Annotated in this window: 37 protein-coding genes and 1 pseudogene; 22 read left to right on the forward strand and 16 right to left on the reverse strand. The window is 61.5% G+C overall.

Annotated features, from left to right (window positions below; all coding sequences use genetic code 11):
* Positions 1-33 precede the first annotated feature (33 nt).
* The 3 genes and pseudogenes from HWY30_RS06840 to HWY30_RS06850 form a co-directional block, all read left to right on the forward strand.
* Positions 34-3,219: an efflux RND transporter permease subunit gene (locus HWY30_RS06840; RefSeq protein ID WP_090807047.1), complete on the forward strand. Its 3,186-nt coding sequence runs from the start codon at positions 34-36 to the stop codon at positions 3,217-3,219.
* 13 nt (positions 3,220-3,232) lie between these two features.
* Entirely contained in the window at positions 3,233-4,900 is a 1,668-nt protein-coding gene (locus tag HWY30_RS06845) for an efflux transporter outer membrane subunit (protein ID WP_090810208.1), read from the forward strand.
* Positions 4,901-4,910: 10 nt separating this feature from the next.
* Positions 4,911-5,342 (forward strand): annotated as a pseudogene (locus tag HWY30_RS06850) (divalent metal cation transporter); the annotation flags it as partial.
* Positions 5,343-5,482: 140 nt separating this feature from the next.
* Here the strand turns inward: HWY30_RS06850 and flhC are convergent.
* The 8 genes from flhC to HWY30_RS06890 all read right to left on the reverse strand — a co-directional run bounded on the left by flhC (position 5,483) and on the right by HWY30_RS06890 (position 10,911).
* Entirely contained in the window at positions 5,483-6,052 is a 570-nt protein-coding gene (flhC, locus tag HWY30_RS06855) for a flagellar transcriptional regulator FlhC (protein WP_018423439.1), read from the reverse strand.
* 14 nt (positions 6,053-6,066) lie between these two features.
* Entirely contained in the window at positions 6,067-6,387 is a 321-nt protein-coding gene (gene flhD / locus HWY30_RS06860; RefSeq protein WP_090807045.1) for a flagellar transcriptional regulator FlhD, read from the reverse strand.
* A 741-nt stretch (positions 6,388-7,128) separates the two neighbouring features.
* Positions 7,129-7,665, reverse strand: coding sequence for a GNAT family N-acetyltransferase (locus tag HWY30_RS06865; protein WP_090807044.1), 537 nt, complete (start codon positions 7,663-7,665; stop codon positions 7,129-7,131).
* A gap of 41 nt (positions 7,666-7,706) precedes the next feature.
* The gene (locus tag HWY30_RS06870) at positions 7,707-8,555 is read right to left on the reverse strand and encodes a helix-turn-helix domain-containing protein (RefSeq protein WP_090810207.1); all 849 of its coding nucleotides are present in this window, start codon (positions 8,553-8,555) and stop codon (positions 7,707-7,709) included.
* Between the two features lie 88 nt (positions 8,556-8,643).
* Positions 8,644-8,946 (reverse strand): addiction module antidote protein, encoded by a 303-nt coding sequence (locus HWY30_RS06875; protein WP_090807042.1) that lies wholly within the window; start codon positions 8,944-8,946, stop codon positions 8,644-8,646.
* Positions 8,943-9,332, reverse strand: coding sequence for a type II toxin-antitoxin system RelE/ParE family toxin (locus HWY30_RS06880; protein ID WP_090807040.1), 390 nt, complete (start codon positions 9,330-9,332; stop codon positions 8,943-8,945). Before HWY30_RS06880 ends, HWY30_RS06875 begins: the two co-directional genes overlap by 4 nt.
* Before the next feature lie 252 nt (positions 9,333-9,584).
* Positions 9,585-10,733, reverse strand: a complete 1,149-nt coding sequence (locus HWY30_RS06885) for a tyrosine-type recombinase/integrase (RefSeq protein WP_167368713.1) — start codon at positions 10,731-10,733, stop codon at positions 9,585-9,587.
* The gene (locus HWY30_RS06890; protein ID WP_244144818.1) at positions 10,690-10,911 is read right to left on the reverse strand and encodes an excisionase; all 222 of its coding nucleotides are present in this window, start codon (positions 10,909-10,911) and stop codon (positions 10,690-10,692) included. The genes HWY30_RS06885 and HWY30_RS06890 overlap by 44 nt, the downstream gene beginning before the upstream one ends.
* 124 nt (positions 10,912-11,035) lie before the next feature.
* Between HWY30_RS06890 and HWY30_RS06895 the strand changes: the two genes are divergently transcribed.
* Positions 11,036-11,266, forward strand: a complete 231-nt coding sequence (locus tag HWY30_RS06895) for a hypothetical protein (protein ID WP_143037212.1) — start codon at positions 11,036-11,038, stop codon at positions 11,264-11,266.
* Between the two features lie 23 nt (positions 11,267-11,289).
* Here HWY30_RS06895 and HWY30_RS06900 read toward each other — a convergent pair whose 3' ends face one another.
* From HWY30_RS06900 to HWY30_RS42430, 3 genes are read right to left on the reverse strand one after another with little or no spacing between them, the layout of a single operon-like run.
* Positions 11,290-11,568, reverse strand: a complete 279-nt coding sequence (locus HWY30_RS06900) for a DUF4031 domain-containing protein (RefSeq protein WP_090807036.1) — start codon at positions 11,566-11,568, stop codon at positions 11,290-11,292.
* Positions 11,565-12,497, reverse strand: coding sequence for a hypothetical protein (locus HWY30_RS06905; RefSeq protein WP_090807034.1), 933 nt, complete (start codon positions 12,495-12,497; stop codon positions 11,565-11,567). The genes HWY30_RS06900 and HWY30_RS06905 overlap by 4 nt, the downstream gene beginning before the upstream one ends.
* A gap of 12 nt (positions 12,498-12,509) precedes the next feature.
* Complete coding sequence (locus HWY30_RS42430) at positions 12,510-13,337, reverse strand: DHHA1 domain-containing protein (RefSeq protein WP_090810203.1); 828 nt, start codon at positions 13,335-13,337, stop codon at positions 12,510-12,512.
* On the opposite strand from HWY30_RS42430, the gene HWY30_RS06915 reads away from it, so the two are divergent.
* Positions 13,336-13,599 (forward strand): hypothetical protein, encoded by a 264-nt coding sequence (locus HWY30_RS06915; RefSeq protein ID WP_143037211.1) that lies wholly within the window; start codon positions 13,336-13,338, stop codon positions 13,597-13,599. The two genes, HWY30_RS42430 and HWY30_RS06915, sit on opposite strands and share 2 nt — an antisense overlap.
* Before the next feature lie 71 nt (positions 13,600-13,670).
* Here the strand turns inward: HWY30_RS06915 and HWY30_RS06920 are convergent, their stop codons facing one another.
* A complete protein-coding gene (locus HWY30_RS06920; protein WP_244144821.1) occupies positions 13,671-14,354 on the reverse strand; it encodes a hypothetical protein in 684 nt (227 codons plus the stop codon).
* 32 nt (positions 14,355-14,386) lie between these two features.
* A complete protein-coding gene (locus HWY30_RS06925; RefSeq protein ID WP_090807029.1) occupies positions 14,387-14,884 on the reverse strand; it encodes a hypothetical protein in 498 nt (165 codons plus the stop codon).
* Between HWY30_RS06925 and HWY30_RS06930 the strand changes: the two genes are divergently transcribed.
* Positions 14,883-15,122 (forward strand): hypothetical protein, encoded by a 240-nt coding sequence (locus HWY30_RS06930; protein ID WP_143037210.1) that lies wholly within the window; start codon positions 14,883-14,885, stop codon positions 15,120-15,122. The two genes, HWY30_RS06925 and HWY30_RS06930, sit on opposite strands and share 2 nt — an antisense overlap.
* A gap of 44 nt (positions 15,123-15,166) precedes the next feature.
* On the opposite strand, the gene HWY30_RS42435 is transcribed toward HWY30_RS06930, so the two are convergent.
* Positions 15,167-15,295 (reverse strand): hypothetical protein, encoded by a 129-nt coding sequence (locus tag HWY30_RS42435; RefSeq protein WP_279613273.1) that lies wholly within the window; start codon positions 15,293-15,295, stop codon positions 15,167-15,169.
* On the reverse strand, positions 15,295-15,504 hold the full coding sequence (locus HWY30_RS06935; protein ID WP_090807027.1) for a hypothetical protein: 210 nt from the start codon (positions 15,502-15,504) through the stop codon (positions 15,295-15,297). Before HWY30_RS06935 ends, HWY30_RS42435 begins: the two co-directional genes overlap by 1 nt.
* A gap of 162 nt (positions 15,505-15,666) precedes the next feature.
* Between HWY30_RS06935 and HWY30_RS06940 the strand changes: the two genes are divergently transcribed.
* On the forward strand, positions 15,667-15,909 hold the full coding sequence (locus HWY30_RS06940; RefSeq protein ID WP_143037209.1) for a hypothetical protein: 243 nt from the start codon (positions 15,667-15,669) through the stop codon (positions 15,907-15,909).
* A gap of 24 nt (positions 15,910-15,933) precedes the next feature.
* Here the strand turns inward: HWY30_RS06940 and HWY30_RS06945 are convergent, their stop codons facing one another.
* A complete protein-coding gene (locus HWY30_RS06945) occupies positions 15,934-16,902 on the reverse strand; it encodes an XRE family transcriptional regulator (protein ID WP_167368711.1) in 969 nt (322 codons plus the stop codon).
* Positions 16,903-16,915: 13 nt separating this feature from the next.
* Here HWY30_RS06945 and HWY30_RS06950 point away from each other — a divergent pair, with 13 nt between their 5' ends.
* From HWY30_RS06950 to HWY30_RS07020, 15 genes are all read left to right on the forward strand, one after another.
* On the forward strand, positions 16,916-17,206 hold the full coding sequence (locus tag HWY30_RS06950; RefSeq protein ID WP_090810201.1) for a transcriptional regulator: 291 nt from the start codon (positions 16,916-16,918) through the stop codon (positions 17,204-17,206).
* A gap of 1 nt (position 17,207) precedes the next feature.
* A complete protein-coding gene (locus HWY30_RS06955) occupies positions 17,208-17,372 on the forward strand; it encodes a hypothetical protein (protein ID WP_167368710.1) in 165 nt (54 codons plus the stop codon).
* Positions 17,373-17,508: 136 nt separating this feature from the next.
* Positions 17,509-18,105 carry a toxin YdaT family protein gene (locus HWY30_RS06960; RefSeq protein WP_090807023.1) on the forward strand — a complete coding sequence of 199 codons (597 nt, stop codon included), beginning with the start codon at positions 17,509-17,511 and terminating at the stop codon, positions 18,103-18,105.
* Positions 18,105-18,383 carry a hypothetical protein gene (locus tag HWY30_RS06965; RefSeq protein WP_090807021.1) on the forward strand — a complete coding sequence of 93 codons (279 nt, stop codon included), beginning with the start codon at positions 18,105-18,107 and terminating at the stop codon, positions 18,381-18,383. Before HWY30_RS06960 ends, HWY30_RS06965 begins: the two co-directional genes overlap by 1 nt.
* Positions 18,384-18,388: 5 nt before the next feature.
* Positions 18,389-19,339, forward strand: a complete 951-nt coding sequence (locus HWY30_RS06970; protein WP_341809927.1) for a helix-turn-helix domain-containing protein — start codon at positions 18,389-18,391, stop codon at positions 19,337-19,339.
* A 62-nt stretch (positions 19,340-19,401) separates the two neighbouring features.
* Positions 19,402-19,968, forward strand: a complete 567-nt coding sequence (locus tag HWY30_RS06975) for a hypothetical protein (protein WP_090807018.1) — start codon at positions 19,402-19,404, stop codon at positions 19,966-19,968.
* Positions 19,965-20,180, forward strand: coding sequence for a DUF3310 domain-containing protein (locus tag HWY30_RS06980; RefSeq protein ID WP_090807017.1), 216 nt, complete (start codon positions 19,965-19,967; stop codon positions 20,178-20,180). Before HWY30_RS06975 ends, HWY30_RS06980 begins: the two co-directional genes overlap by 4 nt.
* Positions 20,177-21,334 carry a tyrosine-type recombinase/integrase gene (locus tag HWY30_RS06985; RefSeq protein ID WP_090807016.1) on the forward strand — a complete coding sequence of 386 codons (1,158 nt, stop codon included), beginning with the start codon at positions 20,177-20,179 and terminating at the stop codon, positions 21,332-21,334. Before HWY30_RS06980 ends, HWY30_RS06985 begins: the two co-directional genes overlap by 4 nt.
* Complete coding sequence (locus HWY30_RS06990) at positions 21,331-21,597, forward strand: hypothetical protein (protein WP_090807015.1); 267 nt, start codon at positions 21,331-21,333, stop codon at positions 21,595-21,597. Before HWY30_RS06985 ends, HWY30_RS06990 begins: the two co-directional genes overlap by 4 nt.
* Complete coding sequence (locus HWY30_RS06995; RefSeq protein ID WP_090807014.1) at positions 21,594-21,860, forward strand: hypothetical protein; 267 nt, start codon at positions 21,594-21,596, stop codon at positions 21,858-21,860. The genes HWY30_RS06990 and HWY30_RS06995 overlap by 4 nt, the downstream gene beginning before the upstream one ends.
* 134 nt (positions 21,861-21,994) lie before the next feature.
* On the forward strand, positions 21,995-22,474 hold the full coding sequence (locus HWY30_RS07000; protein ID WP_143037208.1) for a hypothetical protein: 480 nt from the start codon (positions 21,995-21,997) through the stop codon (positions 22,472-22,474).
* Positions 22,475-22,579: 105 nt separating this feature from the next.
* Positions 22,580-22,720, forward strand: coding sequence for a hypothetical protein (locus HWY30_RS07005; protein WP_167368709.1), 141 nt, complete (start codon positions 22,580-22,582; stop codon positions 22,718-22,720).
* A complete protein-coding gene (locus HWY30_RS07010; protein ID WP_167368708.1) occupies positions 22,721-22,870 on the forward strand; it encodes a hypothetical protein in 150 nt (49 codons plus the stop codon). It abuts the gene before it with no gap.
* Positions 22,867-23,193 carry an HNH endonuclease gene (locus tag HWY30_RS07015; RefSeq protein ID WP_167368707.1) on the forward strand — a complete coding sequence of 109 codons (327 nt, stop codon included), beginning with the start codon at positions 22,867-22,869 and terminating at the stop codon, positions 23,191-23,193. Before HWY30_RS07010 ends, HWY30_RS07015 begins: the two co-directional genes overlap by 4 nt.
* A gap of 238 nt (positions 23,194-23,431) precedes the next feature.
* A complete protein-coding gene (locus HWY30_RS07020; protein ID WP_090807010.1) occupies positions 23,432-23,908 on the forward strand; it encodes a hypothetical protein in 477 nt (158 codons plus the stop codon).
* Positions 23,909-23,910: the final 2 nt, after the last annotated feature.

Consider the following 23,910-nt stretch of genomic DNA (forward strand, 5'->3'; position numbering starts at 1 on the left):
CCAACGCGCATGCTCCAACGTTAAGAGCTTCCAATGAACATATCCAAATTCTTCATCGATCGCCCGATCTTCGCAGGCGTGCTATCGGTATTGATCCTGCTCGGGGGCATCATCTCGCTGTTCAAGCTGCCCATTTCCGAGTATCCGGAAGTGGTGCCGCCTTCGGTGGTGGTGCACGCGCAGTATCCGGGCGCGAATCCGAAGGTGATCGCCGAGGCGGTCGCCGCGCCGCTCGAAGAGCAGATCAATGGTGTCGAGAACATGTTGTACATGCAGTCGCAGGCCAATAGCGACGGCAATCTGACGCTGACGGTCACGTTCAAGCTCGGCACCAATCCCGACCTCGCGACGCAGCTCGTGCAGAACCGCGTCAATCAGGCGCTGCCGCGTCTGCCGGAAGACGTGCAGCGGCTCGGCGTGACGACGATCAAGAGTTCGCCGACGTTGACGATGGTCGTGCACCTGATCTCGCCGAACGATCGCTACGACATGACGTATCTGCGCAATTACGCGCTGCTCAACGTGAAGGATCGGCTCGCGCGGATTCAAGGCGTCGGCGAAGTGCAGCTGTGGGGCTCGGGCGATTACGCAATGCGTATCTGGCTCGATCCGCAGAAAGTCGCGCAGCGCGGTCTCACGGCGACCGAAGTCGTCAACGCGATCCGCGAGCAGAACATCCAGGTCGCGGCCGGTGTGATCGGTGCATCGCCGTCGGTGCCGGGCACGCAGTTGCAGTTGTCGGTGAATGCGCGCGGCCGTTTGAAGACCGAGGGCGAATTCGGCGACATCATCGTGAAGACCGCGCCCGACGGCGGCGTGACCTATCTGCGCGATATCGCCCGGATCGAGCTCGCGGCGTCGGAATATGGCCTGCGTTCGCTGCTCGACAACAAGCCCGCGGTTGCGCTCGCGATCAATCAGGCGCCGGGTGCGAACTCGCTCGCGATTTCAGAGCAGGTGCGCGCGGCGATGAAGGAACTCGCCGAAGACATGCCGGCCGGCGTCGAATACCGGATTGTCTACGACCCGACGCAGTTCGTGCGTTCGAGTATCGAGGCGGTGATCCATACGCTGCTCGAAGCGATCGCGCTGGTCGTGATCGTCGTGATCGTGTTCCTGCAGACGTGGCGCGCGTCGATCATTCCGTTGATCGCGGTGCCGGTGTCGATCGTCGGCACGTTCTCGCTGCTGCTTGCGTTCGGCTTCTCGATCAACGCGTTGTCGCTGTTCGGCATGGTGCTCGCGATCGGCATCGTGGTCGACGATGCGATCGTCGTGGTGGAGAACGTCGAGCGCAACATCGGAAGCGGGCTCAGTGCGCGCGAGGCGACCTACAAGGCGATGCGCGAAGTGAGCGGGCCGATCATCGCGATTGCGCTGACGCTCGTCGCCGTGTTCGTGCCGCTCGCGTTCATGACGGGTCTCACGGGCCAGTTCTACAAGCAGTTCGCGATGACCATTGCGATCTCGACGGTGATCTCGGCGTTCAATTCGCTGACGCTGTCGCCGGCGTTGTCCGCGCTGCTGCTGCGCAGCCATGGCGAGAAGGAAGACTGGCTGACGCGTGTGATGAACCGTGTGCTCGGCGGCTTCTTCAAGCGTTTCAACAAGGTCTTTCATCGCGGTTCGGAAGCGTATGGCCGCGGGGTGAGCGGCGTGCTGCGCCGCAAGGGCGCGATGCTCGCGGTGTACGCGATCCTCGTCGGTGCAACCGTGTTGATGGCGCGGGTCGTGCCGGGCGGCTTCGTGCCCGCGCAGGACAAGGAGTATCTGATCGCGTTCGCGCAGTTGCCGAACGGTGCCTCGCTCGATCGCACGGAGAGGGTGATCCGCGATATGAGCGCGATCGCGCTGAAGCAGCCGGGCGTGGAAAGCGCGGTGGCCTTCCCTGGTCTGTCGGTGAATGGCTTCACGAATAGTTCGAGCGCGGGCATCGTGTTCGTCACGCTGAAGCCGTTCAAGGAGCGCGGCAACAAGAAGCTCTCGGCAGGCGCGATTGCCGGTGCGCTGAACCAGCAGTACGGCGCGATCAAGGACTCGTTCGTCGCGGTGTTCCCGCCGCCGCCGGTGCTCGGGCTCGGCACGCTCGGCGGCTTCAAGATGCAGCTCGAAGATCACGGCGCGCTCGGTTACGCGGAACTCAACAAGGCTGCCGAAGCATTCGTGAAGCGCGCGGCGCAAACGCCCGAACTTGGGCCGACCTTCTCCAGCTATCAGATCAACGTGCCGCAGCTGAACGTCGATCTCGATCGCGTGAAGGCGAAGCAGCTCGGCGTGTCGGTCACGGACGTGTTCGACACGATGCAGATCTATCTGGGCTCGCTGTACGTGAACGACTTCAACCGCTTCGGTCGCGTGTATCAGGTGCGCGTGCAGGCGGATGCGCCGTTCCGTCAACGCGCCGACGATATCCTGCAACTGAAGACGCGCAACGCGGCGGGCGAGATGGTGCCGTTGTCGTCGCTCGTCACGGTGACGCCGACCTACGGACCGGAGATGGTGGTGCGCTACAACGGCTACACGGCCGCCGACATCAACGGCGGCCCGGCGCCCGGCTTTTCGTCGGGACAGGCGCAGGCCGCGGCCGAACGCGTGGCCGCCGAGGTGCTGCCGCGCGGCGTGAAGCTCGAGTGGACCGACCTCACGTATCAGCAGATCCTCGCCGGCAATGCGGGCATGTGGGTGTTCCCGATCAGCGTGCTGCTCGTGTTCCTCGTGCTCGCCGCGCTGTACGAAAGCCTGACGCTGCCGCTCGCCGTGATCCTGATCGTGCCGATGAGCGTGCTGTCCGCGCTGACCGGCGTGTGGCTCACCGGTGGCGACAACAACATCTTCACGCAGATCGGTTTGATGGTACTGGTGGGCTTGTCCGCGAAGAACGCGATCCTGATCGTCGAGTTTGCGCGTGAGCTCGAACACGACGGACGCAGTCCGCTGCAGGCCGCGATCGAAGCGAGCCGTCTGCGTCTGCGGCCGATTCTGATGACGTCGATCGCCTTCATCATGGGCGTGGTGCCGCTGGTGTTGTCGAGCGGCGCGGGCTCGGAGATGCGTCACGCGATGGGCGTCGCGGTGTTCTTCGGCATGCTCGGCGTCACGCTGTTCGGCCTGATGCTGACGCCGGTGTTCTATGTGGTGCTGCGTTCGCTCGCGGGCGGGACGATTCACGTCGCGCAGAAAGATGCGCCGCGCTATGGCGCGCCCGTTACGGACGCCTGAGGAGAAAACAACAATGAAACGCTTTGAATCTCGCTTTGACTCTTTGCGCGGATGGGGCCGCGCGGCCGCGAGCGGTTTGCTGATCGCCCTGCTGGCCGCTTGTTCAGTCGAGCCGACGTACAAGCGTCCCGACGTCGATACGCCGGCGGCGTTCAAGGAAGCGCCCGCGATGGCGACGTCGGCTGCGGCGGCGTCGGGCGTGGCGGCTGGTTCGGCCGCGCCGGCGCAAAACACCGGCACGTGGAAGCCGGCCCAGCCCGCCGACGACGCCCTGCGTGGCGAATGGTGGAAGGTGTTCGGCGACCCGCAGCTCGACGCGCTCGAAGAGCAGGCCGCCGCCGCGAACCAGGACCTGAAGGCCGCAGCCGCGCGCGTGCAGCAGGCGCGCGCGGTCACGCAGGCGGCGAAGTCCGACTGGTTCCCGAAGCTCGACGCGGGCTTCGGCCCGACCCGGGAGCGTGCGTCGGCGGCGTCGCAATTCCTGCCGGACAGCGCGGGCGGCACGACGGGCACGATCTGGCGCGCGCAGGTCGGCGCGTCGTATGAGGCCGATCTGTTCGGGCGGGTCAGCTCGAACGTGAACGCGTCGCGCTCGGACGAACAGCAGAGCGAAGCGCTGTTTCGCTCGGTGCAACTGTCGTTGCAGGCCGATGTCGCGCAGAACTACTTCCAGTTGCGCGAGCTCGACACCGACCAGGATCTGTATCGCCGCACCGTCGCGTTGCGCGAGGACACGCTGAAGCTCGTCGAGCGGCGCTTCAAGGAAGGCGATATCAGCGAGCTGGATCTGTCGCGCTCGCGTAACGAGCTCGCGAGCGCGCGTGCCGATGCGGTCGGCGTCGCGCGGCAACGGGCGGCCTCGGAGCATAGCCTCGCGATTCTGCTCGGCAAGCCGCCCGCGGATTTCTCGTTCGCGGAAGAACCGCTCGCGCCGGTGGCGGTGCGCGTGCCGCCGGGTTTGCCGTCGGCGCTGCTCGAACGCAGGCCGGACATCGCGGCAGCCGAACGCGCGATGCAGGCAGCGAATGCGCGCGTCGGGCTCGCGAAGTCGGCGTTCTTCCCGAAGCTTGACATCACGGGCGCGTTCGGCTTTGAATCGGCGACGCTCGGCGATCTGTTCATGTGGTCGAGCCGCGCGTTCATCCTCGGTCCGTTCGCGGGTACCGCGCTGACGGTGCCGATCTTCGACGGCGGCCGCCGCAAGGCCAATCTCGCGCAGGCCCGTTCGAAGTACGACGAGGACGTCGCGCAATATCGCCAGCAGGTGCTCGTGGCGTTCCGTGAAGTCGAGGACAATCTTGCCGATCTGCGCTTGCTCGACGATCAGATGCGCGAGCAGAACGACGCGGTCGATGCGTCGCAGCGCGCCGCGCATCTGTCGCGCACGCAGTACACGGAGGGCGCGGTCAGCTATCTCGACGTGATCGATGGCGAGCGGCAGGTGCTGCAGTCGCAATTGCAGGCGAGCCATCTGGCGGGCACGCAGGCGGTCGCGACCGTGAATCTGATTCGCGCGCTCGGTGGCGGTTGGGGCGATGTGACGGCGGGGGATACGGCGGTGGGGGCGGCGCCGGTGCCGGTTGGTGCTTCCGGCGGCGCGGCGGCTTCGCTGGCTGCGGCTTCCGGCTCTGCGGCCGGAGCCGCATCGGTTTCAGCGCAGCAGCAGGTGGCGAAGCGCTGAATTCCTAAGCCTGTTGGCAAGCGCTTCATCGACCTCATCAACGACGCTTGGCATTATCGGCGCGACGGTGATGCCGCATAACCTGTATCTGCACTCGTCGATCGTGCAGACCCGCGCGGTGAAGCGCGATCCGGCCAGCATCCGCTCGGCGATCGGCATGTCACGCATCGACACGATCGCATCGCTCGTGATCGCGGCGCTGATCGGTGTGCAGATGCTCGGCAATGCCGCGGTTGGCCAACTGCTCGTCGCGAGTCAGGTCGTGCTGAGCCTGCAACTGCCGTTCGCGCTGTATCTGCTGATCCGCATGACGAGCGACCGATCGCTGATGGGCGAATTCGCCAACACGCTGCCGACGCGCCTGCTCGTGTGGACGCTGTTTGTTGCGATCAGTGCGGCGAATCTGTGGCTCGTTGCCCAGACGGTGGGGCTGGCCGGTTGATCTGAACGACCGGTATTCGGCACGCCCGTTTGCCCGGCGCGAAGGCGAAAAAAAATCCGCGCAGTTCAATCACTGCGCGGAATCATGTGAGCTTCGGTTTGAATCGGGTCGAGCGCGTCTCGCGACGGCGAATCGATCGGTCAAGCGGCCTGCGCAACCTGCGCCGCATCGAGCGCTTCCCGGCGCGCGGCTGCTGCCTTCTTCGTCTTGCCGGCACGCGACGGCGGCTGGCAGGCGCCGCACACGACGTTGTGCTGCAGGTCGTGCTTGTGCGCGACGAACTTGCCGGTACAGCGGCAGCATCTGGTCAACTGCAGGATGTCGGCGTCGAAGAAACGCACCAGCGTCCACGCGCGCGTCAGATCGAGCACCGGCTCGGTTTCGCTGTGCTGACAGTGTTCGAGATACAGCCGATAGCCCTTGGTCAGCGCATCCAGATGCGAGCAGCGCGCTTCGTTCTTGAGGAACAGGTACGTGTTGTAGAACAGCGACGCGTGAATGTTCGCGAGCCACGTCATGTACCAGTCCGCCGAGAACGGCAGCATGCCCTTGGGCGGCGATACGCCCTTGACCTCGCGATACAGGCGGATCATACGGTCGCGCGACAGCGTCAACTCGCTCTCGAGCACCTGCATGCGGGCGCCGAGCTCGATCAGTGCGATCGCGCGAAATACTTCCTGTGCATCTTCGGTCAGGCTTCGCTTGAGCATTGCAGTCACCTCGATCAGGCAAATTGCTCGGCGGGCTGGCCTGCAAGCAGGATCGCCGTGTGGGTCGGTGCAATTGCGGTGTGCTTCGTCGTTTGGGTCAACGCCGACAGCATCGCGTGGTCGTTGAAGCGGAAGAAGCACAAAAGCTGGTCGGAAGCGGCCAGCTTGACGATTTGCGCGAGCGACAGCCCGGCAAGCAAGTCAGCCAGTTCCGATGACAGTCCCAGCCGGAACATTCCGACCGGTTTGTCCTCGCGCAACATGCGTTGCGCGAGCATGATGTAAGACAAGTTGATCTCGCGGATTGAATCCAGCGTCTCGCTGCTACGGTCCATTTTGTCTGTTTCCGAAGCCCCGAATTACTATGTCGGCTTTGCGCCGTTATGTCTTTTCTGCCTCGCCGGCAACGTGGCCTCCGGCTATATGTTGCTACCTGCTACAGACAGCGAACATTTGATACAAGACGTTACATTTCGTAACAGCTCGGACGAATTGTATGAAGGCTAAAACCAGAAATCAACCCTTCTCAAAAAAATATCTCAAAAAACTACATCATTTTTCGGTAAGTTTTTCACGCCATTGTAATGAATGATGCCAAGTGAATTTATAGCCTTTTGACACTGGCTTCTAATCCATGAAAACCCTTGCTGGATGGGAAGTCTGCGCGATTGTCAGAGGCGTGCGTCCGCACCGCGCGGCGATCGGTAAACTTGTTTTGGATTAGAAAGGAACAGATAGCGATGGAATATACGGTAATAAATACTCGTGCTGGGCGGCGCGTGAGGGGCGGATGGAGCCTGTAACCGTATGAAGCGTCCCCCGTTACAAACTACGCAAACGAGGGCCGGATTTGTAACGGCTCGATGAGGAAGGGCAGCCGGTCTGTCGCACGCGTTCGACCCCGAGACCGAACAGCGGTCGCAGACGCGTACCGATCACGTTGCGCACGGAGGCTGCGAGAAGCCAGTGCCGTGCAGGCTGTCTGACACGATGTCGGTGCGATAGGACGACATTACAACGTTGACGAGGGGCCGGGAATGGCCGCAAGGAGGCGTCGTCAATGATTCCCGGGGGCGCTACGCGAGGAATCGCGCCATCAGATCCTCGTCATGGAACACCCCGTCGACGTTCAAGGCGCCGACTTCGCACCCATATTTGCGAAAGCCGAGCGATTCATACAGCCTGCGCGCCACGTCGTTGCGGCTACCCACGGTTAGCTGCACCTGTCGCAAACCGTCGACGCGCGCCGCGCGCGTCAGCAACTCGCCGAGCAGCGCGCGCCCGACCCCACGACCAGCCGCTTCCTGTGCGACATACATGCCGACCACGTTCGCCTTGTGCCGCTCCTTGTGGGCTTTATTACGCAGCAGACCGACGACGCCGATCAGCGGAGCGTCGGCCGACGCATACGCGCCAAGCAGAAACGTACCTTCCGTCTCCGAGCCCTGCAGTGTCGCGTCATGCTGCCCGGCGCCTTTCGCCAGCGCTTCGTCGTGGCTTTGTCCGAACGAAGCGGGGTGCGCCTTCAGCCCGCGCAGACGAAGCTGGAAATAGGCGTCCCGGTCGGCGGGTCCGAGTTGGCGGATCAACAGGGTGTCGGCGTTGACGGACATCTCACTTATTCGTGGCGAGTGGAGTGGAGGTACGCGAGCGGCTAGCCGCGCTGGTGTTCGGCAAATTCGCGCAGCGCCGACGCGGTTTGCTGATCCGCCGGAAAGAACGCCTCGATGGCGAGTTCCGACAGCGTAACGTCCACGGGCGTGCCGAACACCGTGGTGGTGCTGAAAAACGACAGCACGCCAAGCGGCGTACGCAGCCGCAATGGCACGGCGATCTGGTTGAGGACTGCATCGTCCAGCGTCGAGGCGTCTGCGTCCGGCGGCGCGGGGTAGCCGGCCAGTTCGTCGCGCAGTGCGCTCAGCGTGTCGTCGCCGCTGACGTCGATCTGCCGTTGCAGGCGGCCCAGCACATGCTCGCGCCACGCATGCCAGTTGACGATCGACGCCGCAATGCCTTGCGGATGCAGACTCAGGCGCAGTGCGTTGACCGGTGGCTTCAACAGTTCGGGACTCGCGCCGCTCAACAACGGCGCAATCGCATTGTTGGTCGCGACGATGGTCCAGTGCCGGTCGATCGCGAGGGCCGGGTAGGGCTCATGTCCTTTGAGCACCAGTTCGACGGCTTCGCGCGCGGCGGCGAGCTGCGGGTCGGAGAGGGCACGTTCGCGAAACAGCGGCGCGTAACCGGCCGCGACGAGCAGAGCATTGCGCGCGCGCAACGGCACGTCGAGGCGCTCGGCGAGATGCATGACCATTTCCCGGCTCGGTAGCGCGCGCCCCGATTCGACAAAACTCAGATGGCGGGTCGAAATGTCAGCCTCCGTGGCGAGCAGCAACTGACTCATGCGCCGCCGCTGACGCCATTCGCGGAGAAGTTCGCCGACCGCCCGAGTGCCGATCGGCGCGGATGATGGAGCCGCTTGTGCAATAGAGAGTGTGTTCATGCCACCGATCATAGTCAAAGCGTGCAAGCAATCGATTACCTGAGAGGTAATGCTCCGCCAATTTCAGTCAACGAGACGCGTGCCCGGCTCAGGCGGGAGCCAGGCGCAACGGCACGGCGGTGAATTTGACGCCGATCGCACTCGCCAGTTTGAGGACCGTGTCCATGCGTGGCTTGGAGCCGGGCGCGAGTGTCTTGTAGAGGCTTTCGCGGCCCAGGCCCGCTGCCGCGGCGATCTTCGTGATGCCGCGTGCCTTGGCGATATCCGCGATGGCGGCGAGCAGCAGATCGGAGTCGCCTTCGTCGAGGGCGGCGTTCAGATAGGCCGCGACCATTTCGTCGTTGTCGAGGTACTTCGATGCATCGAAGCGTGCCGTTTTGATCTTGCTCATGACCGTTCCTTTCTGATGGTTGTCCACATTGCTCCGGCATGCCTGATATCCGCCTGCTGCGTGGACTTGTTACCCCCGCAGAGCAGCAGATACATCATGCGTTCCTCGCGCGCGTAGTAGACCCGGTAACCCGGCCCGCAATCGATGCGCATCTCGAACACGCCGTTTTCCAGCAACTTCGCGTCGCCGAAAAGCCCGCGTTCCGCGCGGCGGATCCGCACGAGAATTTGCGCCTTCGCCTTGAGGTCGGTGAGGCCGTGAAGCCAACGGTCGAACTCTTCGGTGCGGTTGATCGTGTACACGCGCGGTGTTTCGATCTGCGGATGATTGTATCTCCGGGGATACGGTCGTGCAAGCGAGAAAAGCGTCTCGATAAAGCGGTCCAAGCGGCCCTCCTGTTCATTGCATTGCCCGCCTCGCGATGTCGTCGGCGGGCTTCGATGAGTCACTTGAGGTTAGCGGTGCGAAGGTTTTTTGACGACTCGGCCGAATGACCTATTTGGCGAGAAAAACAGTGAAAAGCGCTGCGTGACAGCGAAGGCTGCATCCGCTTGATTACCTCTCACGTAATCGAGTTGGCCGGAAACGCCCGCCCCAGCTAGAGCGTCTGGAATTCGTCTGTAATTCGTCTGGAATTTTTAGCCGGCTAGCTTCACCTCGACCCATTCGGCGCCCCGCACGTCTCGGTACATCGCGGTCATGCTGGCGCTCTTGTGTCCGAGGATCGCCTGCGCGAAATCGGGACCGTATTGCTCGGTATAGAGTCGCGCGGCGAGACTGCGCAGCTCGTGGAAGGTGGCCGGCATCTTGCCTTCCTCCCACGTAACTTCGGCCGCGTCTCGAGCCCGCGCGAAAGCCCGAGTCAGCGAGTTGACCTCCAGCGCGTCGCCGGGCTTCCGGTGTCCATGTCGCCTCACGTGATGGAGCATCGACTTCGATATGACGGCGTCGCGGCAGCGCTTGATCACATCATCGAGCGATAGCCCGAGCACATCGATGCGGACTCCGACGGGGATGCGCAGCTTGACCCCGGTCTTCCTCTGGGTCACAAACAGGAACCCGTCTTTCACGTCCGAAAACAGCATTGGGGCAACATCCTCGCGGCGCTGCGCGGTCAGAAGCGCAAGTTCGATGCTGCGGGCCGCCCACGGGACGTCCTTTAGCGCGACGGCGTAGATTTCCCGGAACTGGTCCAACGTCAGGCGGGAGCGCTCGACCTCGGAGTCTGGAGCACGAGTAACGGTGACAGGGTTCTTCCCGGTTTCAATGAGGCCGCGCGTCTCTGCCTCGCGCATCATGTCCGCGAGCGTCTTTCGAATCAGCTTGGCCATTTGGGCGCCACGGGTTGTGATGGCGGCCTGGATGAAATCGGAGACCTCGGCTGTTTCGATCTCCCGGAGATGCTTGCCGACGAACGGCGCGGTGCGCACTGCGCGAATGCCCGATTTCACTGTTTTGATCGTCGCCGGCGTTCCCTTGCGTGTGTCGATGTAGATCTGCTCGTATTCAGTGGCCCACACGTCCAGCGTTCTGCCTGCAGGCTCCAATATCTTCTGCGCGAGCGACATGTTCCCGCGACGCTTCTCAACCGCGAGGTTTGCGGCGCGCGCCTCGGCAAACGCGCGCGCCTGATCGTGGCCAAGGCCATAGTCCTGCTTTGTGTCGGGGTCGCGCCAGTAAAAGTACCCGGCGCCGTTCTGATTCAGATGGTTCGGCCAGTTGCGCCGCTTTGCTTCGCGTCGCCTAGCCGCCATTGCCGAGCCTCCGCGACATCTCGCCGGCGTCATCGTAGTAGACGGCGTTCGGCTCGACGAAATAGCGGCCGCCGCACTTGATAGGTTGCGGGACGATGCGGCCATTGCGTCGCCAGTTGAGCAGCGTGTTTCGGTGGGGCTTGGCGTCACCAAACATGCGCTCGGCCCACGCTTCCAGCGTCATCAATTTGGGCAATTCGATCACCTTCATTTCACACCTCACTGATTGCGCGTGAACTATCACTCATGCTGATCGCTGTCTCTGGAACTTCGACTTTTCTCTCCCGTCTGGGGCTATTATTTATTCCTCTCATGCAAAACTGGGTGGAAGGAAAATGCAAACACAACAGCAGCGCGACGAGTTTCAGGCGGCACCTAAAGCTCTTACTGAGATCAAGAAGCGGCGCCAAGCCGCATGGCTGGCCTTTCATCGAGGTGAAATCAATCGACAGCAGCTTGATGCGCAAACAGCAGAATTCATTCGCGCGCACCAGCGGTGTGTAGACGCCGCGGTGCCTTTTTGTGGTTGGGGCAGCAATCTCGAAACGTGGCCCTGGCAGCGTTGAAATCGGCCATGTCGTGTTAGCCATCACAGCTTCTCCTGATTCTGAGCAAGAGCGCGCTTTCTTTGGATTAGGTCCGCGAGGCCGCGGCGATCGATCTCAATTGCGCCAAAGTTCACGGCATGCGCGCGCTTGGACAGGCAAATGTCGTAGTGGCTGTGCGACGTCCCCGGCTTCTGATGCCATTTGCGGGCGACGCCGATGCGAGCGGCCATCGCGTGCAATTCCTCGTCAGTGTCCGCGACCATGTGACACATCACCATGCGGCCGAAGTTGGCGCGCATGTCGTCGACGTAGACCGTCATGCCTTATCTCCCTTCTCTGCGGATGCCGCGATAGCAGCGTCGAGACTCGCCTTGTCAAAATATTCGACACCGCGAAAGCAGATCGGTAGGCCGGAGTCGAAGAACGCTCGATACCGCTCCGCATCCCTGCGAACCTCGCCAATGAATCCCACAAGCTCATCCCTCTCGCGCTCTCCGTTATCTCCGCAAGCCGCGCGGATCTCGCATAGCAGCACGGAAAGATGGTCGGAGTCGTCGGCGTCCCTGATCTGCGCCCCATCTTGGGTGAACCCTTCCACCGTCACCTGACGCTTGCGCTCGGCCAGCACGTCGCGCGCCGCTTCCGACACCCCCTCGTCGCTGGCGCGCGGATGGGCATAGCCGCATGTGTCGGCCTCCCAAAGACATGTACCGCATGCAGTTGGGCCTTTCATGACTTCACCACACTGCGGGCAGTGAAAATCGCCGTTAGTCATTGGCGCTGCATCGCTGGCGCGCGGAAGGGGCCTGACAGTAGATGCGGCGCGGGTTATGAAGTGGTAGGCTTCTATTGCCCATGCGTTGAGCTTGTCCACGTCATCCGGCCCGTAGTTGCTCATGTTCAGTTCGATGTGATCGGCCAACAACGCCGCCCGCTCGTCGCTCACAGTCGCGGCAGAGCGAGGGATAGGGGCGGCGGCGAGCTCGTCTATCTGGTCTTTGTGGTCGAGGAAGCAGCGGTACGCGCCTTCGGTGAAACCGAGTTCGATCATCGCTGCGATGCGCGTGGCTCGCTCGGCGGCGTCGGGCACCTCGGAAATGCGCTGCGCCATCTCGGTCAGGCGAATTTCGGCGGCCCATAGGCCAGCCATCGTTTCGAGCGCTGCGAGCCCTTTGTCGAGTGCTCGACGTTGGTTTGGCGTCATCTGTTCGAGCATTTCATCGCCCGCAGGTTGGTTGAGGGTGGTCATTTCAGGGGTCCTTTAGGCGGTGGCTAATGCGTGATCGCGCGGCACCTTGAAACCGGACGCCTTAGCATGACCACCGCCGCCGTAGTGTTTGGCGATCTCAGACACGTCGATACCATCGTCAGTGGATCGCAGGCTGAAGGTTCGGCCCTCGGCCGTGTCCCAGTAGCAAGCGGCGAAGGCTTCACCCTGGGCCATGAGGTGGCCGGCGTCGCTCGACATGGTGTAGGGTAGGCTCGCAACTGGCACGTCGTAACCGGCGATCACCACGCGGCGCTTACAAACCTTCACCAGCTCGGCAATATCCTTGTGATGCTTCCGCTCGATCGCGGCGCCCGCGGCCGTCATCTTCACGAGTTCAGCCTGATCTGCGCCCATGAGGCGATCCCATAGTTCGAATGTGTATTCGTGGGAGAAGACGAACGCCTGAATCTCCCTGGTGCCGGCAAGCTTGAATCGCCAGAGGTCGCGGTCCTCGACGTGTCCGAGCAGCAGGGGGCGATCTTGACCGTCGAACAGGAAATCCCACGCAAGCGTCGCGCCGCTGCGATTCAGATCGGTATAGGTGAACAACCCCGGCAGGTCGGCCAAGTCCTCGATCGCCGTCTTGTGGTGGTCGACCAGTGTCACGCGCAGCGCGCTTTGCACCATCGCCTTGACGACTTCGCGCTTGTAACTGAAGTCGACCAGATAGACGACGCGGCCGGCGACGTCGGGCGGATCTTTCTGATAGACGCCAGCGACGTACTCCGCGTCATTGCCGTATTTCTTCCAGAAGCACCATGCGCCGCTGAAGCCGTCTGCGCAGTTTCCGTGGTAGATCACAAGTGGTTTGTTGTTCATGTTTGCCTCAAATTTCGCCGTTATCAAACCATCGTCCAGACTTTCCGCAGATCGATGGCATTCGCGTTTCGTCTTCGCCGCCAAACGCACGGTGGGATTCGGCAAGGCTGAAGACTGGGTATTCGCCAAAAAGGTCGGCCCGGAGATTTTTCGGATGCCGGCACTTTGGGTATTCGCCTCTCGTGCTGTGGATGCAATCCGAGCAATGTCGTTTCATAAGTCGACCTTTGGGCGGGACTATTTGCGCTTCGATCGCTCTTGAAGAATCGCCAGACCTACGCCCGCCAGCGCAGCGCCTAATATGGCGAGAGCGATTAATCCGTAGGTTTCCAATCAGGAGACTCGCTTGAACTCGACGACCCAGACCCAAGGGTTGGCGTCCCACGATTCAGGCCCGTTGATTGAGTCCCACAGACAGTGAAACGAGCTTCGCGGCGAATAGGTGCCGTCTACGCCGCTGCGGCCGTAGGTTTTCCAGAATCCGCTTGGCGTCTTGCCGATACCTTCAGCAATCGCGTCGGTCTCGCGGATGTCTTGCAAGCGCTCGACGCGCACGCCGGTTACCTCGAGCGTGATGCGCGATGCCCAGCGAGGCATGTGCATAGACGCACGAATGCGACCGGCGGTTACCTCGCGCCCCGGAGGTGTGCCGACCCATCCCCAATCGCGCTGCGCGCCGTCAGCGTCGAACTGGATCGGGGCCCATGCCGTCTTGTATCCGGCGTCGAGACAGCGCTCGCCAACGCGCGCCGGGCTGTCTGCGTCGAAATCGCTCGTGAAGCGAAACGACTCGCGCACCCACAGACGATCACCTGGCTCGCCGTATGGGCATTTGCTTCCCCATTCGCCGTCGTCGCTGTACGCGCCGAATATTTCAGCGCCGGGCTGTTCTTCGCCGCGACGGTCAATTACTGTCGGGTGGTATCGAGAGAGGCGAATCGGGGCAACGTCGGCAGCTGGCTGGTTCTTAACCACACGGCGCGTCTGCGTCTTGCTGCCGTCGAGCAAAGCGCGCACCATCGGGCCGCTGAAAAGGATCGGGCGTTCTTTCACGCTTGCTCTCCGGTTGCCTTGGCGATCACCGCGCGCGCGGCGTCGCCGATGGAGCGCATCGGGATGCTTTCCGCGTTGGCGTCGCTGAAGTCTAAGAACGGCGTAGCCTTCACATGGCCGGATTCGATGCCACGGAGCACCAACTGCGCAAATTGGAGCAGTTCGGCCGCCGCGGCGATGCGCGGATGAAAATCGACCGTGTCTTTTGAAAGGTCGAGCAGGGCGTTTTTCGGATTCGTGATGCACGACCAGCCGCCAAGGATTCGCCATAGTGCGCCGGACTGGTCCGCGATCTTCTTCAGGCGAGCGTGGAGCGCCTTGTGATGATTGATGTCGTCTTCATCGAACCAGTCGTCTTCGGCTTCTCCGTCGACGTCAGCCGCCACGTAGTCGCCACGGTCAATCGATTCGAGCAGATTCACCAACTCATAGCCGACTTCCTCATCGGCTTTGGTGGCGAGTGCCATCCTGATGGTGCCGTTGAACGTGCTCATGTCAGGTATCCAAAAAGAGTGGGCCAGTACAGCACCCACAAAGCCGCGACCTTGGGAGCCGCCGGACCGGTTAATCACCGATGCGCGGATAGTGCGCATCGCATTCGTGTTCGAACTCGCGATGAGCGGCCGGCACGCGGAACTGCTTGCTTCGCTCGATCTGCTTCGTGCTTCGGTCGATGCTGCCAAAGATCACGCCGAGGCTCGCTCCGACCAACAATCCGAGAAGGAGTACTAAACAGAGATCAATGGCTGTGTACATTTGGGTGAGCCTTTACGGGATCAGGTGTTGCGCATCGACACGCGTACGCTCTCGGTCTGGGCGTCATCCCATTTCTGAGCGACACCCAATATCAGAACGATCGCGCCGAAAGCAGCGCACATGCGCAGGCAGAATTTGAGATCGCGCATTACCACGCACCCAGCAGACGGCAAATCAGCTCAACAACGAACGGCGAGGCAGCGATGATCGCGAAGCCGAGCAGCGGGCGCTTCGTCGTGCGGCGTGCATACTGTTCGAGCTCGGCGTCGGTCATGCCGCCAGCGGCGAAGTAATCGATCTCATTGGCGGGCCGCGTTGCTTCAGTGAAGCGGGGCGCCGGTGCGTGCAGGGTGCTCATCTCAAGGTCTCCCGGTAGGTCGGTGAGCGCGTGAGATGAAGTATAGAAAAGCTATACAGTTAAAGTCAAGAAAAACGATACTCGGGACTATGTTTTTTTTGCGACCATCCTCATGCGCGCGATAAGTGCCCTTTTACAAAAACAGAGCGGACGGGGGTAAAGATGAAAGATTCGTGGATTTTGTCGCCTGTGGTTCTTGCGACGGCGGTACTGGTTCTATCAGCAATAGCCAGTTGGCTGCGCTCGGTCACGCTGTGGTATTGGCGCGTGAACGAGGGTATCGACCTGCTTAGGGAGATTCGTGACGAATTGCGCGAGCTGAATAGCCGCGGCGATGAAGATGTTGTGGGTGAGGTTTTGAAGTTTCCGCGACGGGCATCGCGGGGAGGTACTGAGCCGCGCTAGCGGCCCGATGCCCGGATCGTTGGATCAATCTGGGCGCCACATCGATTTTTTGGCAATCCCTGCCACGTAATGCAACTTGTCGATTTCGTCTTCGTGCAGGGTGACCTTGCCGTGCGCCTCGTTAATTGAGAGCAAGGTATAACGGCCCGCTGATTTGTAGGCTAGTTCTTTGACCATCACCCGGCCGTCTTTCGACTTGACCATAACCTCTTCGCCAGGCTGGATCGGGTGATTCGGCTCAATGATCACAAACTCGCCGTGCTTGATCCGCGGCCTCATGGAATCGCCTGAGCACTCTATTGCATACGCGTCCGGGTCGGACGTCGGCCAGTCGATATATCCATCCCCGTGGCCAACTGGGTATTCAATGTCGGCCCAGAATCCGTTGTCGCCAAGTTGCGCCATTCCTACCACCGCTAGTCGTTTCCGTTTCCCGAGGCCTTTGGGACGGAACTCGTCGTTATACTGGATAGCGACCTTCTTTTGACCCACGCGGGCCAGCACCCAGGCGCTGTTGTAGCCGAAAGCAGTTTGGACAGCGACCGCGTCCTCGACGCTGATTGCAGTTCCTTTGAGCCACGCCTCCACCCTCTCAAGCGGGATCGCGGCCTTTGCCGCAAAGGCGCCGGCGTCCATGCCAGTTTCCGTGAGCATCTCTTGCACTCGCTCGGCGACGTCTTTGCTGTCCAGGGCGCTCGTGCTGCCGATGCTTGGCTGAGAATCCGGCATCGGGCACTTCGTGACGACGGAAATCTCTTGGATCTGAGCATAGCTCGGCTCGTGCCTGCCGTTTTCCCAAGCAGACACGTTTCCCTTGGTCACACCGAGCTTTTCGCCGAGCTGCTCTTGTGTTAGGTCGGCTTTCTTCCGGGCGGACCTGATCCAGTTTCTCATTTCCATGCGCGGAGGGTATAGGAAATCTAAACGATCCGGGTCTCGTTTTTCTTTACTTTCAGGTCTAGCAAATCTATACTTGGTCGGAAGCTCACTCATTGCCGACCTCCACATGAACAAACATCCCATCGCGATTGCCGCGGCTACTGTCGGTGGCTATAAGGCACTGGCCGACATTCTCGGCGTGACGAAGGGGGCTGTGCACCAATGGATGAGCGCCAGCCGCAAGGTTCCCATCGAGCACTGTACTCCGATCGAGCAGGCGACCAACGGCGTAGTGACGCGTCAGATGCTCCGACCGGACGACTGGAGTTCTATTTGGCCGGAACTGCCTCAGTCCGCCAGCCTTGATGCTTCCGATGACACTCAACCCCCCGTAGGTACACCTGGAAAGAAGGGCTGACATGGCGCTCACAGCAGGCGAACAGAAGGAAGTCCGCGCTCTGATTCTCGCGATGATTGATCGCGGTTGCGTCGAGTCTCAGGTTGAGAAGGCATGGCGACTGGCTGTCGATCAGCTTGAGAAGCTGAAAGCGGCGACAGCGAAGCAAGCAGCAGTAGCGAAGTAACTGCCGATCGACCATCGGTCAGGCCGGCAGCAAAGGGTTCCCGTAGCGTTTTCATTTTTCTCTCCCTGTGTCGCGTGCGTCGTCTTAGTAGTCCTTATCGCACGTTGACACTGTAGCCACTAACGAGTGACAGATCATGCGAGACAGTTCGCACAAGTCCCGAATCGGAATCATCCGCGATCACGTCGCAGCCTGGCGGAAGGCGCAGGGCTGGAGCCGCGAGACGGCGGCAGCAGAGATCGTCGCCGCCCATGAGCGTATCGGCGGACACCTGTCGGGCGCGATCGTCTTCGAGAAGAACGGGGACGTCTACACCATGCAGAAGAACCATGCGGACCGCATCTGGCGCTGGCTCGACGACGAGTCGAAAGAAAACAACCTGATGCCGGCGAACTTCGAGAATTCGATTCTCGCGGCCCTGCCGATGGAGCGACGCGTTGAGCTGCTGAACGAAGTTCTCGCGCAAATCGACTGCGCTGCCCGCGGCCGATCGTTCTCAGCGAATGGCGACATCAACCCGCGCGACCTCGTGCAAACCATCATGCGCGCCAATCATCGCACCGAATCTGATGCCGCCGACCTACTCGATGGCATTGACCCGGGCGAACTGCCGCGCCTGCACAACAGCCTCGTCAATGACGTCAGGGTGAAGCGTTCCCTGATTGGCGCTGTCGAGTCCGCAATGCACCGGACCGGCGAAGAAACCGTGTCGGTTCTCAGAAAGGTGTCCTGATGCGCTCCACACACACGCAACTGGCCGGCTACGACTCGGTCACCGGCACGAAACGCTGCACGCAGAAGCAGATGATTCTGAACCTCTTCTGCACGCCGCACGTGACGCTGACACGGCAGGAGATCGCCGATCGTACGAACTTGCGGCTGTCGAGCGTCTGCGGCCGTGTGCGCGAGCTGCTCGACGACGAAGCGCTGCAGGTGCGCGGCTCGCAGAAGTGCACGGCGACCGGCGTGCAGAACGAAACGATGGGCCTGCCGGCTGAGGTGACTGCGTGAGCACGATGATCATGTCGGCCTGCTGGCCGCTCCAAGGAATGTCTCTGGCACAGAAGGCCGTGCTGATCTCGCTCGCCGATAACGCGAACGACCAGGGCGTGTGCTGGCCGTCCATCGCAACGATCGGGAAGCGGATTTGCGCATCCGAGCGCGCGGTGCAGAACGCCATCAAGTGGCTGGAGTCGGCGGGCATCGTTCTGGCGAACCGGAACAACGGACGCCACACAAGCTACACCATCACCCCCGCATCATATGCACCCCCGAAGGAAATGCACCCCCGCAGCAAATGCACCGGCGCAGGAGATGCACCCACCCCCGCAGCAGATGCGTCTGACCCCCGCAGCAAATGCGCCACACCCCCGCACCAGGTGCCGACTAACCGTAAAGAACCATCAGAAGAACCGTCATTGAACCGTCAACCTGCGCGGCGTGCGCCGCGAGTTGCGTTGCATGCGGAACTTCTGAACATCGAACTGCCTGCAAGCATCCCGTTTGCCGTTTGGGACGCATGGTGCGAACACCGCGAAGCCAAAAGCAAAGACGCTCCGTGGACGCGACCGGCTGCCCGCGTGTCGATCAAGAAGTTGGAAATGCTCGCTGCTGCCGGCCAAAGCCCTGAGGTCACGGTCGACGAAGCAGTGCTGCGCGGCTGGACCGGTCTGTTTCCGGTGAAGGCTGACGCCGCGACGGCCGGCACGGCCGCCGGTGTTGCCGCCGACTGGTGGAAGACCGAAAGCGGCTATCTGGCTCGTGGCCAGCAGCTCGGCATCGACCGCGCGAAATTCCAGTTCTTCGAGCAGTTCAAGGCGCGCGTCTGCAAGGCAGCGGGCCCGGGCGAATGGATGGAAGAGCTTCTGCGCACGGTCGGTCGCGAAAGCGAAGAGCGCTACGAAGCGCTGTACGCATATTTCAACGAAGTCCCGCGCGATCGGCCAGATCACCAGGAGGCAGCGTGAACATCCAGGAGCGCAAACAGATGCTGGACCGGCATGGCATTACGATCAAGGAGGTGAAGTAAATGGGCAAGCGCTGGTCACCCGAAGAGAAGGCCATTCTGACGAAGATATGGCGGTCTCCGCGCCTGCTAAAGACGCAAATGGATCTGTTGCCCGGCCGGACCTATGACACTGCTATGCAGCACGCCACCAAGGTCTTGAAACTTGGTCAGAAGTGCCTGCCGTCATCTCAGGTGTTTCGTCTCGCCGACGCACTGATGACGGACAAGAAGGCACGGTCCGCGGGGCAGATCGCTGCTCTGATCGGCAGGGGACACAAGCAAGTTCGAATTGTGATCAACGTGGCTGTGGAGCGCGGTGAGTACCGGGTTGTTCGGTGGACTGCGTCAACGAGCGGTGGTGAGCTGGAGGCGTTCTACAAGAAAGGCGGTGGCAAGACTGTTCCGCGACCCGCTCGGATGACGTCAGCTGAGCGCAGCCGCAAATTCCGCCAGCGACTCGGGGCGAAGAAATATAGGGCGTGGCGGGCGAAGTATAAGCGCACGACGCGATCGAAATTCGAGTTTCCCCGCGATGAACTGATGGATGCTTTGTACGGACGGGGCAAGTACGCACAGGTGGCCGCATGAGCGATCCAGTCAATCACCCGAAGCATTACACGCAACACCCGAGCGGCGTGGAGTGCATCCAGATCACTGAGCACATGGGCTTCAACCTCGGAAACGCGGTCAAGTACATCTGGCGCGCCGACCTGAAAAACGACGCCATCGAAGATTTGAAAAAGGCGCGTTGGTATATCGAACGCGAAATGCAGAAGAGGGAGCGGGAGGCGTTGACTTGAGCTATCAGTTATTTCGGATCGGAAAGGTTTGGCATTACCGCTTCCAGATCAACGGTGCACGCGTGCAGCGGAGCACGCGCGAGACCGTCAAGCACAAGGCCGACACCGTTGCGAACCGCGCCTTCACGAAAGCGAAGCTGTGGGCGCGTGGCGAGTCGCCGGTCCCGACGCTCCGCGAACTGTTCGCGCAGTGGCTCGCCGCACACGAACCGGTTGTCAGCAGCGCGCACATCAAGGCAATGGAGCGGATTGCCCGACTTCATCTGTACGGCCTCGCCGACATGATGATCGACGAGTTGTCGACCGAACTGATTGAGGATGCGCGCATCGAGCACCTCAAAACGCACAGCCGATCGAGCGCGAATCACTGGCTCAGATCGATCAAGGTCGCCTGCAACTGGGCTGTACGGCGCAAGGTGATCCCGCTGCTGCCATGGTCAGTGAAGTTGATCAAGCTGCAGAAGCGACCGCGCGCGACGCTCGCGGTTTCGATGGCCGCGCAATGGCTGGACGCGATCGATGCCGCAGCGGTGCGCCGTCCCGGCATCGCGATCGCCGTGCGCCTGATGCTCGGTGCAGGCCTGCGCGAGTCGGAAACGATCACCGCGCGCTGGGAATGGCTGGACTGGGAACGCGGCACCTACACGCCCGGCCAGACCAAGGGTCGCGAAGCCGATCCGGTACCGCTGCCCGTCTGGCTGCTCGACTACCTCGCACCGATGCGTCAGTCGACCGGCCTGATCGTGCGTCGACCGACCGGTGATGCATTCGCGGAAGGCTTCACGCGCCGTGCCATGCGACTGGCCAACGACGCCTGCGAAATCCGCGGTGTGACGCCGCACCGCCTGCGCGGCACGTTCGCGACGCTGCTCAGTGAACAGGGCGTGCCCATCCAAACGATCAAGCGGGTGATGCGCCACAAGGATGCACGCACGACGATGGTCTATCTGGAATCCGACCTCGGCGCCGTCGTTGGTGCGCAGGCGCGACTCACCGACACGATGGGTATGAAAAGCAGTCAGAAACACCAAGTGAGCGGCGAAGAAATGGCGAACGACGCCGCGCAAAGCCGCATCAATCCTGACTTCGCAAATAACAGCGGGTCATCCGTGTTTAACCCGGCCACGCACGGCCGCCAAGGAGCCAACCCATGAGCGCAGTCGCGATCATCCGCACGCAGGACGTGCCGCCGCCCGTCTTCGCCACCCGCGCACTGCACCATGACGAGGCGACCGGCAGCATGCTGATCGCCTTCGACGGCTGCCCGCTGGTCGGCTTCCTGCGCGACGAGCAGGTCGAGGACGGCGAGATCAAGCCCGAATCGGTCGAGTACTCGTTTCCGCGCGGCGTGGTGCTACGCAGCGCATTCACCGACTGGCTGCTATACCACGGCATCAGCTTCACGGTGATCGTGTGAACACGACAACGCAACGACCGAAAGGCGGCGAGCTCGCCAAGCTTGCTGGCCGATGGTCCAACGAACGGGCGTTCTGGGACTGGGTGGCGCTGATTCAGGAAAACCCTTGTCACGGCGCCGACCACGCCGCGGCATTTATCCGCGCAGTTTGCGGCATCGACAGTCGCGCGCAGCTCGACCACGACGCAGCGGCGCGCGCGAAGTTCGACCAGCACATCCGCAAGCCCTATGCGAAGTACCGCGCGGCGGTGGGTTGCGTATAAGTGCGCATGTGACCGAAAACGACAAACACAAGGTGACTATGGAAGCGATCCGCCACGAAGGCATTTTCAAGAGCGCACACGAAGCGATCGTCTTCGCATGCAATTACACATCGCAGCAATATGCAATGTCGCCGATGGCAAAGTTGCTTCAGCGCGGCGCACACGGAAGCGGTCGCGGCCTGATCGGTCTGGATGGCGCGGCGCAGTCTGGAATGGTGTTCGCCGAGCTCGATGGGCTCGACTACCTGCAGATGCTGATTCTGGTCGCGAGAAACTCGCCGCGCAAAGAGCGTTGCGAGTGCACGCATTCGTGCTGCAGCGGTTGGAAACCGAATCCGATTTATCGCGATGCCGTGAGCCAGCTCACCGAACTGGTTATGCCCGTGCTCGGCAGCGCGTTTTCGTTCCGTAGGCATCGGTATGCCGTCGTCGACAAGTATTTCGGCGAAAAGCATGACATTAAGGCGATCGCCGAGGATCTCGGCTTGCCGCCGCGAACTGCCGATCGTCACGCTTCGGCTATCCGAAAATTCCTGAAGGATGCGGAAAAAGACGCATGGACGAAGTGGTATGAGCGGCTCGACGCCGCCGGAATGTTGCTGCAAACCGCTTGACTGGCGGGAAAATCCGCCATATAGTCCATTTTCATATACCGTACCAATGGTGCGAACACGAAGCCCGCAAGCGAAAGCAAGCGGGCTTTTTGCATTGGAGTCGCGATGTTCGATGTCGACACATTCGAAGCAATCAGCGAGCTGTTCCGGTGCTTCGCACGATCGGCATGGCTGATGTCGCTGGCATTCGACGATGCCGCTGACTTCTTTTCGATTGGCGTCGACGTTCAAACATCAGGTGGCTGAATGCAGAACAAGGTGTCTGTCTCGTTCGCTCGGTGGCTCAAACCGTACGTTCATCTGCTGGCCGTGTGCGCGGTGCTGTCTGGTCGTGTTCCTGATCCGGACAAGCTTGCAGCGAAAGTGCGTCGCGCAACGATCATCCGCATTCGATGAGTCGCAGGCTGACGATGTTGCAGTCGCGCGTGCAGACGACAGCCTCACCGCGTGTGGCGACGCTCGAGCACAAGGCCGGCGCAACGCCACGGATTCGCGGCAGTCGATGGGTCAAGACCCGGCAGCGCATCGCCGTCGCCCAGCAGTTCAGCTGCCAGTCGTGCGGTCGTGCATGGCTGCCGTGGCGCGATCAGGTCGATCACACCACGCCGCTCGAGCAGGGTGGCAGCAACGATGACGCCAACCTGCAGCTGCTGTGCGATGACTGCCACACGGTGAAGACGACGGCCGAGGCGCGCCAACGACTGACCGGCCGGCCGTGATTGGCGCATTCGCAGCAACAATCGATGTACACAACGGCAGATTTGTTGCGGTTTGGTCGTGATTTCGCTGAAATGTTGCGTGAAACCAACAAATCGCAGTCGTTTGTTGTTTCCACGCCACATGCACCATGGGGGTGCAGATCTCTAGCGTTTCGGATGGCGGGAAACCGACCGTTCCCGCACGCGGACAAAAAATCGCCCTTTAAACGCCTCTCGGAAATCAAACAGGGGAAATCAAATGACCGGCAAAACCAATGGGCGCGGCGGTGCGCGGCCGGGTGCTGGTCGCAAACCCAAGCCGCAAAACGCCGAAATCAAACCGGCAAAAAATCAAACCACCAGCAGTCGCGGTGGTGCGCGGCCCGGTGCGGGGCGCAAGCCGAAGGCTGAGGCGAAGCCGAAAGAGGTCGCACCGCGCCGTGCGGCGAAGAAAGAAGAGTTGGAGCCGCAGGCGCACGGCGGCGCATTGAAGCGCACGAAGGCGGTCGCGGTGGCGATCGGCGATTGCGACATGTTGACGCTGATGCAAGACATCGCTCTCGGTCGCGTCGAGGCAACGATGATTCAGGTGCGCGCAGCGACTGCAGCGCTGCCTTTCCTCTACGCCAGGAAGGGCGAAGGCGGGAAAAAGGATGAGCAGGCCGACCGGGCGCAGAAAGCTGCGAGCAAGTTCGGTGCGCTCGCGCCACCGCTGAAGCTGGTCAACAGGAAATAACG

Source organism: Paraburkholderia tuberum STM678 (genome assembly GCF_902833905.1).
Taxonomy (GTDB): Bacteria; Pseudomonadota; Gammaproteobacteria; order Burkholderiales; family Burkholderiaceae; genus Paraburkholderia; species Paraburkholderia tuberum.